The 17,835-nt window shown below is 41.6% G+C and carries 13 protein-coding genes and 1 pseudogene; 7 read left to right on the top strand and 7 right to left on the bottom strand.

Annotated features, from left to right (window positions below; genetic code table 11):
- Positions 1 to 217: 217 nt before the first annotated feature.
- Positions 218 to 1,243 (bottom strand): outer membrane protein Omp38, encoded by a 1,026-nt coding sequence (gene omp38, locus MF4642_RS12590; RefSeq protein ID WP_078426439.1) that lies wholly within the window; start codon positions 1,241 to 1,243, stop codon positions 218 to 220.
- 374 nt (positions 1,244 to 1,617) lie between these two features.
- On the opposite strand from omp38, the gene MF4642_RS12585 reads away from it, so the two are divergent.
- The 3 genes and pseudogenes from MF4642_RS12585 (at position 1,618) to MF4642_RS12575 (ending at position 4,055) form a co-directional block, all read left to right on the top strand.
- Positions 1,618 to 2,142 (top strand): GspH/FimT family protein, encoded by a 525-nt coding sequence (locus MF4642_RS12585; protein WP_078426438.1) that lies wholly within the window; start codon positions 1,618 to 1,620, stop codon positions 2,140 to 2,142.
- A gap of 100 nt (positions 2,143 to 2,242) precedes the next feature.
- Entirely contained in the window at positions 2,243 to 3,418 is a 1,176-nt protein-coding gene (locus MF4642_RS12580) for a thiolase family protein (RefSeq protein WP_078426437.1), read from the top strand.
- 184 nt (positions 3,419 to 3,602) lie between these two features.
- A pseudogene (locus tag MF4642_RS12575) lies at positions 3,603 to 4,055 on the top strand (VOC family protein).
- Positions 4,056 to 4,069: 14 nt separating this feature from the next.
- Here MF4642_RS12575 and MF4642_RS12570 read toward each other — a convergent pair.
- From MF4642_RS12570 to MF4642_RS12545, 6 genes are all read right to left on the bottom strand, one after another.
- Complete coding sequence (locus MF4642_RS12570; RefSeq protein WP_058870222.1) at positions 4,070 to 4,423, bottom strand: DMT family transporter; 354 nt, start codon at positions 4,421 to 4,423, stop codon at positions 4,070 to 4,072.
- 106 nt (positions 4,424 to 4,529) lie between these two features.
- On the bottom strand, positions 4,530 to 5,015 hold the full coding sequence (locus MF4642_RS12565) for a DUF934 domain-containing protein (RefSeq protein ID WP_058870223.1): 486 nt from the start codon (positions 5,013 to 5,015) through the stop codon (positions 4,530 to 4,532).
- Positions 5,008 to 6,651 carry a nitrite/sulfite reductase gene (locus MF4642_RS12560; protein ID WP_078426436.1) on the bottom strand — a complete coding sequence of 548 codons (1,644 nt, stop codon included), beginning with the start codon at positions 6,649 to 6,651 and terminating at the stop codon, positions 5,008 to 5,010. Before MF4642_RS12560 ends, MF4642_RS12565 begins: the two co-directional genes overlap by 8 nt.
- A 381-nt stretch (positions 6,652 to 7,032) precedes the next feature.
- On the bottom strand, positions 7,033 to 9,435 hold the full coding sequence (locus tag MF4642_RS12555; RefSeq protein ID WP_078426435.1) for a glucose/quinate/shikimate family membrane-bound PQQ-dependent dehydrogenase: 2,403 nt from the start codon (positions 9,433 to 9,435) through the stop codon (positions 7,033 to 7,035).
- A gap of 184 nt (positions 9,436 to 9,619) precedes the next feature.
- Positions 9,620 to 10,897, bottom strand: coding sequence for a carbohydrate porin (locus tag MF4642_RS12550; RefSeq protein ID WP_078426434.1), 1,278 nt, complete (start codon positions 10,895 to 10,897; stop codon positions 9,620 to 9,622).
- A 119-nt stretch (positions 10,898 to 11,016) separates the two neighbouring features.
- Positions 11,017 to 12,135 (bottom strand): CaiB/BaiF CoA transferase family protein, encoded by a 1,119-nt coding sequence (locus MF4642_RS12545; protein ID WP_078426433.1) that lies wholly within the window; start codon positions 12,133 to 12,135, stop codon positions 11,017 to 11,019.
- A gap of 209 nt (positions 12,136 to 12,344) precedes the next feature.
- Between MF4642_RS12545 and MF4642_RS12540 the strand changes: the two genes are divergently transcribed.
- From MF4642_RS12540 to MF4642_RS12525, 4 genes are all read left to right on the top strand, one after another.
- On the top strand, positions 12,345 to 13,355 hold the full coding sequence (locus tag MF4642_RS12540) for an AraC family transcriptional regulator (protein ID WP_004695134.1): 1,011 nt from the start codon (positions 12,345 to 12,347) through the stop codon (positions 13,353 to 13,355).
- Between the two features lie 190 nt (positions 13,356 to 13,545).
- Positions 13,546 to 14,751 carry an acetyl-CoA C-acetyltransferase gene (locus MF4642_RS12535; RefSeq protein ID WP_078426432.1) on the top strand — a complete coding sequence of 402 codons (1,206 nt, stop codon included), beginning with the start codon at positions 13,546 to 13,548 and terminating at the stop codon, positions 14,749 to 14,751.
- A gap of 283 nt (positions 14,752 to 15,034) precedes the next feature.
- Positions 15,035 to 17,167 (top strand): 3-hydroxyacyl-CoA dehydrogenase NAD-binding domain-containing protein, encoded by a 2,133-nt coding sequence (locus MF4642_RS12530; protein WP_078426431.1) that lies wholly within the window; start codon positions 15,035 to 15,037, stop codon positions 17,165 to 17,167.
- 188 nt (positions 17,168 to 17,355) lie between these two features.
- Positions 17,356 to 17,697: a hypothetical protein gene (locus tag MF4642_RS12525; protein WP_078426430.1), complete on the top strand. Its 342-nt coding sequence runs from the start codon at positions 17,356 to 17,358 to the stop codon at positions 17,695 to 17,697.
- Positions 17,698 to 17,835: the final 138 nt, after the last annotated feature.

The following is a 17,835-nucleotide window of genomic DNA, read 5'->3' as shown; positions in this document are numbered from 1 at the left end:
AAAATCCACTCTTCATTCTTCTTATATTCATCCTCTAAAATGAAATACTTCTAACTGTATTTAATATCCTATACGTAAATAAACATGAACACCGTAAGCCTTAAAGGCTCTTGTATTGAGCTTGAGTTTATTTTCAACGATGTGAGTTAACATAAATTTCATTATTTTAGACATAAAAAAACGACTCCGAAGAGTCGTTTTTTAGTTAAAACTCAGATTATTGAGCTTGAACTGTACGGCTGCCAGAAATTGTCGCGAATACACGACGGTTCATAGCACGACCTTCTTTAGTTTTGTTGTCAGCAATCGGTTGGTCCCAAGCGAAACCTTGAGTAGACAAACGAGCTGGGTCAACGTTGTATTCGTTTACTAGAGACGATTTAACAGAGTTAGCACGAGCTAAAGATAAACGTTCGTTCAATGCACGTGGACCAGTGTTGTCTGTGTGACCTTCGATGCGAGCAGTAGCATTTGGATATTCCACTAACTTCTCAGCAACTTTAGCGATTTCTGGCTTGTATTGATCTTTGATGTTTGATTTGTTTGTATCAAAGAACACACGAAGTTCCATGTTAAGGTCTTCAGTTAACTCTTGTGGTTGAACTGGAGCAACTGGCTCAACTGGAGCAACTTCTACTACTGGAGCAGCAGGTTTCAAGTGACCACCAAGAACTACGTTAAGACCAGCAAGCGCTGTGTAGTTCCAGAAATCTTCATCGATGTTGTAAGTAGCACGAGCTTCAGTACGTAGAGATAAAGCATCGTTCAAGCGCCAGAAAGCACCGAAACCAGCATTACCTAAAGTACCTTCATCTTTCCAGCCTTCGCCAGAAAGTGAACCATCACCTTTATACTTGTAGTGACCAGCACCTAAAAGTACATACGGCTTGATTTTGCTGTCGTAGTTTTTAGTGATCAAATCAGAAGTAGCGTAGAAGTTACCGTTGATTTGAGTTTGTTTGTATTCAGCACCAGCAGGTACATCACCTTCAACATCACCTTTAACTTGGTTGTATTCAGCTTCGAAACCTAACCAAGGAGTCAATTCAACACCAAGCGCTGCACCAACGAATAAATCGTCTTGTAGCTCAGGACCACCTGTTAAATGATCATCCCAGCTATTATTGTGTTTACTGTCTTGGAAAGTGTAACCAAGCATTAATGGAGTAACAGTTACGCCCGCGTTTGCAGCAGCTAAAGGAGCAGCTACGAGCATTGCTAATGCAATACGACTCATTTTCATGGATTTATCCTCCAGAGATAACAATTGTTTTTCAAGCTTAAGCTTAAAATTATTTAACCATTCTGAGATAGGCTTTTTTATACCCCAGTTTTATTTTTAAGCTATTCGCAATGAATCATACAAACACTTTATTTTTTTTCCAAGTGCTTGATAACTTTAATCAAGTAAATTATTGACAAAATTACTTACAAATTCCGTTGTAATTCGGTAATTTTTTACTCAATTTTTACTTGCGAATAGCTTATTTTCACTTGTCTTACATTTTAACAGTTTTTTAAACAAGTTGAGTACTACTAATTATGTATAAAATTTGTTTGATAAACAAAGCTTTAATAAATTAAAAATAGCCCACAACAATAAAACTGGATAACCATATGTTTTTTATAAATAAAAAAGGGTTCACATTATTTGAACTCATGATCACCATTAGCATTATTCTGATCATTTGTACAATCGCACTTCCTCACTTTCATCAGTATATGGCCTCACAAGAGCGAAGCAAAACACTGAATACATTAAGAAATAGTATTCAGGCAGCCAAAAACATGGCTAACCTGCAACGTCAAAATATCACCATTTGTCCGAGTCAAGACCTTGTTCAATGCCAAAATCATCAATGGAACACAGGTTTTATTGTATTTATCGATAATAATAAAAACCGACGAGTAGATACCAATGAAACGATTATTCGGACAGAACAACAACAGCTTAAATATGGCAATCTTGATTGGCGCGGCACCCTCAGTCTTCCATCCTTAAGCTTTAAAGCTGAAAATGGCCTCCCCCTTGGCTCAAATGGAACCTTCTATTACTGCTCTATACAAAGTCAGGATCACTTTAAACTGGTCATGAGTAAAATGGGGCAGACCCGAACAGAACTCATCAATACTTGTAACTAGACCCATGAGTCCATAATCACGTTTTCAGCTTTTCTCGCTAGCAAATTTGCATATACTGCTTAAGTTTCCAACAAAACGCATAAGTGATTCGGAGAAGAAAATGACAGACATCGTAATTGTGAATGGTGCTCGTACGGCAATGGGCGGTTTTCAAGGCAGTTTAGCCAGTGTAACCGCGCCTGAACTCGGTGCTGTGACGATTAAAGAAGCGATTGCTCGTGCTAGCCTACACGCAAACGATGTAGAAGAAGTAATCATGGGCTGTGTTCTACCTGCGGGATTAAAGCAAGGTCCAGCACGTCAAGCTATGCGCCAAGCAGGTTTACCTGATTCAACAGGTGCCGTGACCATCAATAAATTATGTGGTTCTGGCATGAAAGCGGTAATGCAAGCTGCGGATATGATCAAAGCTGGTTCAGCAAATATCGTGGTTGCAGGTGGCATGGAGTCGATGACCAATGCTCCTTATATTTTAACCAAAGCGCGTGCGGGCTACCGTATGGGACATGGCGATGTCAAAGACCACATGTTCCTTGATGGCTTAGAAGATGCAGAAACAGGTCGATTGATGGGTTCTTTTGCACAAGATATGGCCAATACCCGTGGCTATACGCGTGAGCAAATGGATGCCTTCGCGATTCGTTCTTTAGAGCGTGCACAAACAGCGGTCAACGAAGGTTACTTTGCAGATGAAATCGTGCCTGTGACCGTTTCATCTCGCAAAGGTGATGTTGTCGTTGATAAAGATGAACAACCGTTCAATGCCAATATTGCAAAAATTCCAAGCCTTCGTCCTGCTTTCGCTAAAGATGGAACTATCACTGCTGCAAATGCAAGCTCAATCTCGGATGGTGCATCCGCACTGGTTTTAACTTCAGCAGAAAATGCATCGAACAAAGGTTTAGCACCATTAGCGAAAATTGTGGCTTATGCATCGAACTCACAACATCCATCAGAGTTCACTATTGCACCAGTCGGTGCAATTGAAAAAGTGCTTAAGAAAACAGGTTGGAATGCACAGGACGTAGACCTTTGGGAAATCAATGAAGCTTTTGCAATGGTGACCATGTGTCCAATCGATGACTTCAAACTTGATCCAGCAAAAGTGAACATCAATGGTGGAGCTTGCGCACTGGGTCACCCTGTCGGTTCAACTGGTTCACGTATTATCCTAACTTTGATTCATGCGCTTAAACGTACAGGTGGTAAAAAAGGGATTGCGACACTATGCATCGGCGGTGGTGAAGCAACGGCTGTAGCGATTGAATTACTTTAATATGCAAGTAGCCCTCTTTTATTGACATATTTTATACAATAAAAGATTGGATGATTAGTTGATATAAAAGCGACATTTATGAAAATCCCTCGACTGCGAGGGATTTTTTATTACAGGATTGTATTAGGGGGCGATCTTAACGACTTGTTAAAATAACGACGAAAAAAACAACAAGGATAAGACAATGCAACTGAATCACTACCTCAACTTTAATGGTCAAACTTAAGCCGCTTTTAATTTTTACAAGTCTGTCTTTGGTGGAGAGTTTGCAACGTTCATGCGTTATGGAGACTTACCTTCAGATGAAAGTTCAGTTACCCTTTCCGACGCTGACCAACAAAAAATCATGTATGTTTCACTTCCCATCAATGCCAGCACGATTCTGACGGCTTCGGATACTAACGATCAGTTTTGTGCTCAGAGCAATACTGTTTTTACTGTAGGCAACAACCACTATATTTCGATTAACTTAGATGCCCATGAACAAGCCGATGCAAAACGCTTATTTGATGCACTTTCAGCCAATGGAAAAATAGAGATGCCTCTAGAGAAAACATTTTGGGGCGCACTCTATGGTGCATTTACCGATCAATTTGGAGTGAAGTGGATGGTGAATTGCCAATTAGAAGAAGGATAAAATGCATCTTCTTTTTAAACATCAATATTTGAGAATTGCGCAATAATAGTGAGCCCCAAGGTAATAAAACCGATACCGAGCCATCCAGCCAAATCGATGTTCTGCCCTAAAAATGCTTTAGCAAGGAGTGCTGTAGCGATGACACCAATGCCAGACCACAGCACATATAAAATTCCCGCTTGCATAAATTTCAAGGCATAGGCTGCACACGCAAAAGAAATCATATAAAGCACCAGTGCAATACCTTGATCCAACTTATTGACCAAGCCATTACCTTTGGCGGAATAAAAAGTCGAAAGGACATCTGTAGCAATAGCAATAAGTAACCAAATGACACCGGGATTAATTTTTGCAAAAAGTGCCATCATGTCCAATTTACCTGCTTCTTTTGCTTCAATTTGTTCATCAAAAATGCTGCATATAAATACAAAAAAGCTGAACCGAAGTCCAGCTTTTCATTGCTTGCTTAAAAAATTAAGCGCCCGTTTGATAACTGGCTTGTGCAACGGCTGTTGATGCTTGATATGGATTTCTAAAATCATTTAAACCCACTGCAGCCTCAAGAATGTCTTTACCTTCTTTAATGACAAAGGTATCAAAGCCTGAACGTTTCATGTAGTTCAAGACATCTTTAAACACATCACCTGTTGCACGTAGTTCACCTTGGAAACCTTGGCGACGTAATAGCGCTGCAAATGAATAGCCACGACCATCGTTAAAACCGGCAAAATCAATAAAGATGGCATCTAGCTGATCTAAAGGGAACTCATGCGTTTCAGGAGAAGCATCGACTGTAACCAGTAGTGCTTTTTTACCCGAAACTTCAGCTAATTGATCTAACTGCTCAACCGTTAAAACCACATCACCTTGCGGTAAAACACCATCTTCACCAATCACTTGGTAAGTATTGTCTGCAATCGAACCATCTTTAGAGAGGACTTGTAGTGCTGTATTAAGCATATGCACGCTCCTTAAAAGGTTGAATGCCTACACGGCGATAAGTATCAATGAATTCTTCACCCTCAGCACGAAGGTCAAGATAAGTATTTAAAATTTCTTCAACGATGTCTGGCACAACTTCAGCTGCAAATGAAGGGCCTAAAATGTCACCAATTGAAGCATCATGATCGGCATTACCACCCAAAGTGATTTGGTAGAATTCAGCGCCTTTTTTGTCTACACCTAAAATACCAATGTTGCCCACATGGTGATGACCACATGCATTCATACAACCTGAAATATTCAGATCCAGTTTGCCAAGGTTATAAATGGTATCTAAGTCATCAAAACGGCGTGAAATCGCTTCTGAAATAGGAATCGATTTCGCATTTGCCAGTGAACAGAAGTCACCGCCTGGGCAGCAGATAATGTCGGTTAAGAAACCAATGTGTGCACGCGCTAGATTGTTTTTCTCAAGAATAGTCCACAGTTCAAATAAATCCTTCTGTGGCACATCTACCAAAGAAATATTTTGCTCATGCGTGGTCCGCAGTTCACCAAAGGTGTATTTGTCTGCAAGATCTGCAATCAAATTCATCTCTTCCGTGGTCACGTCACCCGGTGCAATACCCGTACGCTTCAACGAAATCGTTACAATACGGTAGCCCTTCACTTTATGCGCACTGGTATTGATATTGAACCACTGTTTAAATTTCGGATGTGCAGCAAACTGTTCAGAAAAATCTTCATCTGCATAATCTTGATAATCAAACGGTATAAATTCTTCGTCTAATTTCTGCAAAATTTCAGGCTTAATTTTTAAAGTTTTAATGGTGTGCGCAAACTCAGCTTCGACTTTCTCAGCAAAAACTTGAGGCGTCAACGCTTTCACCAAAATCTTAATACGTGCTTTGTATTTGTTATCACGGCGACCGTGTAAGTTATAAACACGCAGTACGGCTTCTAAGTAAGCAATCAGGTCTTCACGTGGCAAGAACTCACGAATGAAACTACCAATCACAGGGGTACGACCTAAGCCACCACCGACTTTAATTTTATAGCCAATTTCGCCCGCTTCATTTTTAACGATATACACCCCAATATCATGGAATGATGTCGCTGCACGATCAGTTTCTTCAAGTGCTGATACAGCAATCTTGAACTTACGTGGCAAGAAGGCAAATTCTGGGTGGAAGGTTGACCATTGACGGATCAATTCACACGTTGGACGTGGGTCAGCCACTTCACCAGCAACCACACCTGCATATTGGTCTGTAGTCGTGTTACGAATACAGTTACCCGAAGTTTGGATCGCATGCATTTGTACAGAAGCTAGCTCTTGAAGCATGTCTGGAACATTTTCTAGCGCAGGCCAGTTAAACTGAATATTCTGACGCGTTGAAACGTGTGCATAACCACGGTCAAACTCAGTTGCAAGTTGTGCAACTTTGCGCAATTGCGTTGAGTTCATCAAGCCATAAGGCACAGCAATACGTAACATTGGCGCATAGCGTTGTACATATAGACCGTTTTGAAGACGTAATGGGCGGTACTCATCTTCAGTGAGTTTTCCAGCTAAATAACGTTCCGTTTGGTCACGGAACTGTGCAACACGTTCATTGATCAGTTGCTGATCGAAATCAGTATATAAATACATGGCGTACAGCTAGTAGTTTCATTATAACGGCTGACAGCATAACGAGATTTAAACTATCAACAAAATGCGTTTTTTACATATTTCATAGCTGTTTTATTGATAAGGATAAGTAGATGTACTGTTTGTCCCTAATCCTAAAGGTTTTTTCTGATTAAAGTATTTTTTATTAGATACTTATACATTATTCAGCTAACTCCGTTCACCTGATCACATACACACTAATTCATTCATTGCTACCACGTAAATTTTAAACTCGGCTTATCTGGGTAGAACTCAATTTTTCTATTCTTTCCTCCTCGTCACTTTGCCCTTTTAAACCGACTGCATATAAAAATAGCCTGACGAATCAGGCTATTTGAAAGTTTAAATGACTACAGCAGATTATTTTGCATCGGGTAAGGCATATGCCACCAAAGCATCTCCCATCTTGGTGCCAAATGAACCATGACCACCCGCCATAATGACCACATACTGTTTGCCATTGGCTTCATAGGTCATTGGTGTTGCTTGACCGCCCGCTGGTAGACGACCTTTCCAAAGTTCATCACCATTGGTCACGTTGATGGCACGGATATAATTATCCTGCGTACCACCGACAAACATCACATTACCCGCAGTTGAGATTGAACCACCAAGCATAGGCACCCCCATTTTAAATGGTGGTAATTGAATCCCCGGTAAGCTGTCACGGATCGTACCAATACGACGCTTCCATGCAACTTCATGGGTATTTAAATCTACACCCGCCACAAAGCCCCAAGCTGGCTGTTTACATGGCAAACCAAATGGAGACAAGAACGCACTGATCTCAACACCGTAAGGCACACCATACATCGGTTGTACACCCGCTTCGGTGCCTGCACCTTTGGCTGTTTTCGGACGGTTTGGATCGGCTGGAATAAGCTTAGATACAAACGGTAAACCGATTGGGTTCATCACCGCGATTTGACGATCAGGGTTAACGGACATACCGCCCCATTCAAATACACCCAAGTTGCCTGGGAAAACCAAAGTTCCATTTTCTGAAGGTGGGGTATAAATACCGTCATAATTCAGTTTGTGGAAAGACACACGGCACATCAACTGGTCAAACATGGTTGCGCCCCACATTTGCTTATCCGTCAATTTCTCTTTTGGCGCAAGGTCAAAGTCAGAGAAAGGTTGTGTCGCAGAGTAACGCTCACCTTTGGTTTGCGGCCCACGTTTCACTGTTTGTGGTACAGGTTTTTCTGTAATTGGAACAATGGCTGCACCAGTACGACGGTCTAGAACAAAGGCATTGCCTGTTTTCGTTAACACGTAAATGGCAGGAACCATTTTGCCTGACTTATCTTTAATATCCGTCAACGTCGGTTGTGATGGTACATCCATATCCCACAAATCATGATGCGTGGTTTGGAAATTCCACACCAATTTACCTGTTGAGGCATTCAGTGCCAGCATTGAGTTGGCATAACGCTCATGCAACTCAGTACGGTTACCACCCCAAATATCTGGCGTACCCACACCCGTTGGAATGTAAACGATATCCAAAGCTGCATCATAGGCTAATGGGGCCCATGCATTTGGTGAGTTTTGAACATACTTTTGACCCGGAGCTGGAATCGCGTTCGGATCTTCTGCACCTGTGTCAAAGACCCACAACAATGCACCCGTATTCACATCATAACCACGGATCACACCTGAAGGTTCTTCAGTTGAATAGTTATCTGTGGTTGAACCCGCAATAATAATCGTCGTTCCTGTGACCACAGGTGGCGACGTTGGGATATAACCGCCTGGATAAGGGAACGGCATATCTTTTTGTAAATCGACTTCACCATTTTTACCAAAGTCAGTACAACGCTCACCAGTATCAGCGTTGATGGCAACTAAACGGCCATCATTCACAGGTAGGATTACTTTACGTGGACATAGCGCAGACGATGACTTTTTATTCTGCAAGCTGGCTTCAAAACCAGCCGTATTGTTCGCATCATAATAAGACACACCACGACAGGTTAAATGCTGAAAAGTATTGTCCGCTTTGAGTTTCGGATCAAAAGTCCATTTCGCCTTACCTGTAGCTGGGTCAAGTGCAACCAGTTTTTGGTGCGTGGTACAGATATACATATTGTCCCCAACTTTAATTGGGGTGACCTGATTGGTGGTTTCACCAGAGTCATTTTCTGTTTTAAAGTCGCCTGTGTTATAGGTCCAAGCGACTTTTAAATCCTTAACATTCTCAGAATTAATTTGCGTTAAAGGAGAATAGCGCAAGCCCGATTGAGTACGGCCATATGCAGGCCAGTCGCCATCAGCAACACCTGGAATGGACTGCGCGGTTGCAGGCTGCTTACTGCTCAGCTCACCTCGAATTTCTTGAGGGTCATTAAATACAGCATAGATCATCACTGCAATGGTAATTGCCAGTGAACCTGTTAAAGCAATTTTTGCACCTTTAGCATTGTCAAAACCACGTGTGACTGCTGGAATGAGTAACCATAAGCCAAATAAACCAAGGATATCTAAACGTGGCGCCAAGGCAAAGAAGTCTGAACCCACTTCCCATAAGCCCCACACCACTGTACCCAAGACCAACAACGCATAAACGATTAATGCCGTACTTTTTAATTTTTGCAGTAGAACTGCAGTCACGATGAAGAGTAAACCTGCAATGATGTAGTACCAAGACCCACCAAGCACTGCAAGATAAATCCCTCCTATCAGCAGGACTAAACCAAAGATCACAGCAATCACAGCTGTAAAAGTTTTAAGTCCTGAACCTGAAGACGGAGTACTCATATTGACCACCTTTTTCTTAGATTCTGTTAAAAGCTCATATCGTTTCAATATCGATATGAGCACCTAGACAGTTTTTAGATTTTAAGTATCTGTCCAAACGACGTATTTCGAACAGTTTTATGCTTTGAACAACCGTAAAAAGTATTTATCAATATTGTTGGACAAATACTTATCGATCTAGAAACTAAAATGCGGTCTGGAATTTAATTCCGCCGACCCATGCATTTTCACCATTTTTATACGCGCCTACATGGCGAATATATTGGATATTGGGACGAATGGTTAACCAGTTAGCTGCATGTATACCGTAGTAAATCTCGGCATCATATTCTTCACTTTGTAAGCCACGAGTATCAACGCTGTTATTGGCAATATTCGCGTCATTGACATCATCATTGATATTAATACGGGCTAGGCCAATCGCGATTTCATCTTGCGGACGAGCATCAAAAGCGCCTTTATAGACCAAACCAATGTTCTGCATGTCTCGAACCGTATTGGTATCGGAATCATGTAGTGTGAGATTCACAAAACCTGTTAAACCACGTGCAGTATCACCGTGATGTGCTGTGAGTTGCTGCTTAGCAACAACCCAGCCACCTTGTTTATGAGAGGTTTGCTGTGGGTTTTGAATGTCTGTGGCATCTGCCGAACTGTAGTAATAACCCGCACGATATTCACCAGGTAACTTATTTACACCTACAGCAGGTTGCCACACCACTTCAGCAGGAATAATGGCTCCCTGCGAACCGTCAGTACTTAAGTTCCAGCCTTTGCCACGTTCTAAGTTTTCAGGGTTATATTCATACACCCCGACTTGTGCATACAGGTCTGGCCGAAAGTTATATTTGACTCGTGCAGCCCATTGGCTGACAGGCCAGTTGTACCACTGGTCACCGACCCAGTTACCAACTTGAGAACCACAGAGCGCAAGGTTTTGGAAATCACAGTCGAAACTGTTGAAGTCTTCACCTTCACCAAAACGACCGACTTTGATGTCTAACTTTTGATCCATGAACTTTTTCTTAATCCACAAATCCGTTAAACGCCACGTTTGACCACGTCCCCACACTTCTTGAGTGGAACTTAAATGTCCATCTAAAGCATCGGATGTTTGAGAAAGTGAACGCCCATTGCGTTCGGTAATGGTGATTTGGGCCTCAGTATCCTGCCAGCCCAAAATCTTGTCTAAATCGAAATGCGTACCAAATGCAAACTGGTCTGCATATTCGGTACCATGACTTGAAGAATGTGAGGCATCGAGCAATGTTGCCATTTCACCCGTATAGCCAAAGCTAAAGTCGTAGCCTTTTTGCTGTAATGCGCTGCGCTGACCATTCCAGTCACCCAGCATCCAAGGGCTTTGTGCCTCAAAGGCATTTGCAGCATACACACTTTGAAAACAGCAACTGAGCGCTAAGAGACTGAGGTTAAAACACCAACTTCTTTTACATTTATTCATAATTGGTGACCTTTCTTACAAAATTACAACTAATCGATATGATACGCTTTATTTGTATAAAAACCCATTTTATGACGTTTTTTTGTTTTAAATATATCCAAATTATCGTTATATGATATTTACAAGGAATCAAAACCAAGTGGTTTGCCTATAAATTCATATCTTATTTTTGAACGTGAAAACTTAATTGGACAAGCTAATTGTTGTTCGCTTTTTGTACTCCCCTCTTGTAAAGGTACAGAAACCACCCATGTACGATCTTTTGCTAACTGCGAATCGAGTGCTTCATCCAACTTTAATACAGGCTCAACGCAGACATCTTGCTGCTGAAAAATTGCATTCCACGTGGCAAAATCTTGGGTTTTAATTTTGTCTTTTATTGCTTGTTTCACCACCTGACGGTCTTCGGTTGCCAATGAGGCTCCTTTTTCATCCACAATCGGCAAGTCTAAAATCTGGGCCAACCCATGTAAAAACTGTGGCTCTAAACTCCCAATCGATAAATAACGTCCATCTTGCGTTTCATAATAGTCATAAAAAGTCGCACCATTAAGGTAGCTTTGCTCAGGCCCTTGTTTTTCCTGTCCTGCTAAGCTCGCAGCTGCGGCCATGCTACTGAGCCCCACCACACAGTCGGTCATGGAAATATCAATATACTGTCCCAAACCACTCCGCTGCCTTTCAATTACTGCGGCTAAAATTCCAATCACACTATGCAAAGAGCCGCCTGCAATATCCGCAATTTGAATCCCCATTGGTGGTGGTCCACTGTGCTGCCGACCACTATGTCCCGCGATCCCTGACAAAGCCACATAGTTGATATCGTGTCCTGCTTTATTTTGATACCCCCCTGTTTGCCCATAACCCGTAATGGAACAATAGATCAAGCGTGGATTAATTTCAGATAAGGTCTGATAGTCGAGTCCCAATCTTTGCATCACACCTGGACGGAATTGTTCAATCACAATGTCATAGTCTGAAATTTTCGATTTGATCAGTTCAATATTGGCAGGATCTTTCAAATCCAGAGCGACAGCATGCTTATTTCGATTGAGATAACTATGTGCTGTGGCCTGTCCATTGGCATAAGGTGGCATTAAACGGATCAGATCGGGGCGGGTTGGAGACTCGATGTGGATCACTTCTGCACCTAGGTCTGCTAAGTACATTGTCGCAAAAGGTCCGGGTAAAAGTGTAGAAAAATCGAGAACTTTCAATCCTTTCAATGCCATATCCATGTTTATTTTCTCTTTTTATGTTGATTTTTTAGCTATTTTAGAAATATAAAAGCAACAAAACAATGTCATGTTCAGCCATTTACCTTGATCATTTCGGCAATTTAACATGTAAAAAGGCAAAAAACTTTAGTGTAAATTGCCTAAAATACTTTTTTTAGCGTCATTTAGGTCAAACGCAAGTGAATATAAAAGAGACTGAAGGATTAAATATGAGCCGCGATACCATTAGTATCCATTTCGTCAATGCGGCTTTAACTGGCGTAAAACGTCTCGGCATGGATGTCGAAACATTACTTTCTCACGTAGGGATTGAGGCAGAACTTCTGCGTCAACCTAAAGCCCGTATTTCTCCAGAACAATATACTCGCTTCGTTAAAATGTTATGGATGGTGACCCAAGACGAACATGTTGGCTTCGATAAGCAACCACGGCGTTTAGGTACGTTTGCCATCATGTGTCAGCTGATTATTCATGCCAAAACCTTAGGTGATGCTTTAGAACTGTCTTCACAGTTTTATAAATTGTTTGGCGATGAGTGGTCGGTGACATTAGAGCGCGACAAGCATGAAGCTCGTCTTGTTCCTCAGATTCCAAAATCGATGGACCCAGATCACTTCATTACCGAAAGTATGCTGATGATTTGGCATGGTCTCGCGTCTTGGTTGATTGAACGTCGTTTACCGCTGGAACGTGTGCACTTTGGTTATGAACGTCCGACCCATGCAGATGAGTACGATGCCCTGTTCTTCGCACCTGTGATGCAGTTCGACATGCCGCGTACCGAAATCACTTTTGCCGCAGATTATTTGGACTTACCAATTCGTCAAAATGAAGAAACGTTAGAAGAGTTTTTAAAAGCCGCGCCTGCACAGTTGCTGGTGAAATTTAAAAACACCAACTCACTTACTTCACGTATTCGTGATGTATTGAAGAGTCAAATTGGTGAGGAAATGCCAACTCTGAATGATGTGGCTTCTATGCTGTATTTATCTCCACAAACGCTGCGTCGCCGCTTAGCTGCTGAAGGTAAAAGTTACCAAGGCGTGAAAGATGCATTACGTCGTGATGCTGCAATCCACCTACTATTGAACCCAGGTTTGACTTTAGAAGATGTGGCACAACAAGTGGGCTTTAGTGAAACCAGTACCTTCCACCGTGCCTTTAAGAAATGGACTGGAGTCACACCCGGTTTATATCGCCAACTACACGGCTATCACTAATTTTTTAGTTTAACGACGGTTCGGCACATTGCTAAACCCAAGATTTCGATCTTGGGTTTTTTTATGCCCAAATCTTCAGTCTATTGGCAAAAAGACTCATCTGACCTGACCCGTTCTAGTCATTGCATCACGGCCATTAATTTGTACACTCAAATGCATAACAACTTAAAAGTCATAAAAAGGAACAGCTATGAGCGAGGCTTATATCATTGACGCCATTCGCACACCACGCGGAAAAGGAAAGAAAGATGGTTCATTGCATGAAGTAAAGCCGATTACGTTACTGACAACATTATTGAATGAACTCAAAGATCGTCATCAGTTAGATACCTCTAAAGTAGACGATATTGTCTTAGGGTGTGTTACTCCAATTGCAGACCAAGGTGGTGATATTGCAAAAACTGCGGCAATTGCAGCAGGTTGGGACAATGATGTTGCTGGTGTGCAAATTAACCGTTTTTGTGCATCAGGCTTAGAAGCGGTCAACATGGCTGCGCAAAAAGTACGTTCAGGTTGGGAAGATGTGGTTGTTGCAGGTGGTGTTGAGTCAATGTCACGTATTGCAATGGGTTCAGATGGTGGCCCGTGGGCATTAGACCCTGAAACCAATTTAAAATCACACTTTGTTCCGCAAGGGATTGGCGCAGATTTAATTGCAACATTGGATGGTTATACACGTTCAGATGTGGATGCATTTGCAGCAAATTCGCAACGCAAAGCAGCAGCTGCGCAAGCTGCGGGTTATTTCAATCAATCAGTGGTTGCTATTAAAGACAAAGCCGGCGTGACTATTTTAGATCAAGATGAATTTATCAAACCGTCAACAACAGCAGAAGGTTTAGCAAAACTCAATCCAAGTTTTGAAATGATGGGTGCAATGGGTTTTGATGCGATTGCATTACAACAATATCCAGAAGCGCAAAAAATTAACCATGTGCATCACGCAGGAAACTCATCGGGTATTGTCGATGGTGCAGCACTTGTATTACTTGCTTCCGAGAAAGCGGTCAAAGAACAAGGTTTAAAACCGCGTGCCAAAGTATTGGCGACCGCATTGGTGGGTTCAGATCCAACCATTATGCTGACAGGACCTGCACCTGCTGCTCGTAAAGCATTGGCAAAAGCTGGTTTAACCATTGACGATATTGATCTATTTGAAGTCAATGAAGCCTTTGCATCTGTGGTGATGCGCTTTATGACAGAATTAAAAGTGCCTGCTGAGAAAGTCAATGTGAATGGTGGTGCAATTGCAATGGGGCATCCATTGGGAGCAACAGGTGCAATGATTCTCGGAACTTTATTGGATGAATTAGAACGTCAAGGCAAAAAGCGTGGCTTGGCAACATTGTGTGTGGGTGGTGGCATGGGTATTGCGACCATTATTGAGTTGGTATAACCACCTAAATTTTATTGAGTATTTGATACACAAATCAGTCATACGCAACCTACCCATTTTTTGAATCTAATATTTTTGCAATCCTTTCGATAGGAATAGTCATTAAAACAGGTTTTGCGTATGACAATGGTTTTGCCTACTTTTGCCGAAACAAAAGTAGGTCGAACCGAAGGTTAAACCCGAAATTAAAATAAATTTGGAATGACTCTGCGATGCTGAAAATTCATACAACTATGCAGAAGTATACATTTCAAGTTCAAAAAATCATTTGGATAAAAACTTTATGAGCGCAATTCAATATCTAAAAAATGACGATGGCATTATTATTTTGACTTTAGATTCTCCAAACCAATCTGCAAATACCATGAATGGTGATTTTCGTGTGGCTTTGGAAAATATTGTTTCTAAACTGAAATCTGAAACTTCTATTACAGGGATTATTTTCCGTTCAGCGAAAAAAACTTTCTTTGCAGGCGGCGATTTGGATGAGTTGATCCAAGCACGTTTGGAAGATGCTACACCATTTTTTGAAATGATTCAGAAAATGAAAGCAGAGTTTCGCCATATCGAAACTCTAGGTGTTCCTGTCGTTGCAGCATTGAATGGTACTGCTTTAGGTGGTGGTTGGGAAATCGCTTTAGGGTGTCATGCGCGTATTGCATTGAATGATCCTAAGACTAAATTTGGACTTCCAGAAGTAACTTTAGGTCTACTACCGGGTGGTGGTGGTATCGTGCGTATGGTACGCCTTTTAGGTCTACAAAATGCTTTTCCATTCTTAATGGAAGGTAAGCAGTTTGGTGTGGATAAAGCAAAATCTCTCGGTTTAATTCAAGACATTGCAGAAACACCTGAAGAGTTGATGGATAAAGCCATCGCTTGGGTAAAAGAACATCCAAAATCACAACAACCGTTTGATGTAAAAGGTTATAAAATTCCGGGTGGTGATCCAAAAACACCTGCGGTTGCGCAAATGTTGGCGATTGCTCCAGCGATGCTACGTGATAAAACCAAAGGTTGCTATCCTGCACCTGAAGCAATCATGGCGGCTGCGGTTGAAGGTGCGCAAGTCGATGTTGATACAGCGCTGACTATTGAATCACGTTATTTTACTTATCTTGCTACAGGTCAAGTTTCAAAAAACATGATCGGTACTTTTTGGCATGGAATGAATGCAATTAAAGCAGGTGCGAGTCGTCCTAAAGACGTTGCAAAATGGCAAGCAAGTAAAGTCGGTGTACTTGGCGCAGGTATGATGGGGGCAGGTATTGCTTACTCTACAGCAATCAAAGGGGTTCCCGTTGTATTGAAAGATGTTTCTGTAGAAAATGCAGAAAAAGGTAAAGCCTATAGCCAAAAATTACTGGATAAAAAGGTATCGCAAGGTCGTATGACGGCTGAAAAACGTGATCAGGTTTTAAGTTTAATTACTGCTACAGCATCTGCGGAAGATTTAAAAGGCTGTGATTTAATTATCGAAGCGGTATTTGAAAATCAAGAACTTAAAGCGAAAGTCACTCAAGAAGCCGAAGCATTCCTTGTAGAAGGTGGTGTGATGGCTTCAAATACCTCGACATTACCAATTACTGGTTTGGCAAATGCATCGAAAGATCAAGCAAACTTCATTGGTCTACATTTCTTTAGCCCAGTCGATAAGATGCAATTGGTTGAAATCATTAAAGGTAAAAACACTTCTGCTGAAACTTTGGCAAAAGCATATGATTATGTACAGCAAATTGGCAAAATTCCGATTGTTGTCAATGACAGCCGTGGCTTCTTCACCAGCCGTGTATTTGGTACTTTTGTTCAAGAAGGTCTGCGTTTACTGCATGAAGGTGTACATCCAGCTCGTATTGAAATGGCAGCACTCAAAGCAGGTATGCCAGTTGGCCCATTGGCTATTCAAGATGAAGTCGCATTAACGCTTTCTGAGCATGTTGCCAATGAAACCCGTAAGGCGCTTCAGGCTGAAGGTAAAGATTTACCGCGTTCAGGTGCAGATGATGTGATTCAAACCATGATTCATACTTTTGACCGTAAAGGTAAAGCTGCTGGTGCGGGTTTCTATGATTATCCGGAAGGTGGAAAAAAACATCTTTGGGAAGGTTTGAACCATTGGAAGAAAGATGTAGATATTTCTGAACAAGAAATGATTGACCGCTTCTTGTTTGTACAATCACTCGATACGCTACGTTGTTATGAAGAAAATGTCCTTGAGTCTGTGATTGATGCCAATATCGGTTCGATCTTTGGGATTGGTTTTGCGCCGTGGACAGGGGGTGCAATTCAGTTTTTAAATCAATATGGTTTAGACCAAGCTGTACAACGAGCTAGTCAACTTGAAGCGAAATACGGTGAGCGTTTTAAAGCACCGCAACGTCTGGTTGAGTCGGTATCATCGGGTCAGATTCGCTAAAACTTTAATCTTAAAAAAGGGATCAGCAGATCCCTTTTTTGCGCTCGCAGCACACAACAAAATTAACCTGCTGATTCAGCATCTAATTTTGACTTATTTTAGTGCATTCTTTTCAAGCCCGACGCAGTTTTTTGTGTTATAAAGTTACATAGTTTTAGATTTATTTTTATTCAATTGGGCTGTTGCACATGACTGACAATACTTCTCCTGAAAAATCACCATGGGGTTGGAAAGCACTGATTATTGCTTTCATTTTAAGTGGAATTTTCTTAGGTATCTTCTACCTTGCGATCACCAATGAGCCTGACTATATGCCAAGTCAGCAAACACAACAAAACTCTCAGCAACATGCTTTTAAAAATGCGCCTGCAATGTCTGAAGAAGCCATGGCCAAAGCACAAGCGGATAAAGAAGCGCGTGAAGCAAGAGCTCAAGCAGTTTCTGAAGATACCACAGAACATGCAAGCTCTGATGAGCACGGTATGAATGCCGATGAACACGCGAAAATGTCATCTGAACATGGTCACTAATATGCTGTGACTAGGGCTTGTTGAGAATTAACAAAGGCTACTGATTAATTTATAATAGTACTATGGATAGATACATACTTACTGATGCCCAATGGGCAAAAATGGAACCTTTTTGCCTAGGTAAAGTGACCGATCGAG

Origin of the sequence: Acinetobacter sp. MF4642, assembly GCF_002018925.1 — a bacterium.
GTDB classification, from domain to species: domain Bacteria; phylum Pseudomonadota; class Gammaproteobacteria; order Pseudomonadales; family Moraxellaceae; genus Acinetobacter; species Acinetobacter johnsonii.
This window is presented reverse-complemented; position numbering and strand designations above follow the sequence as displayed.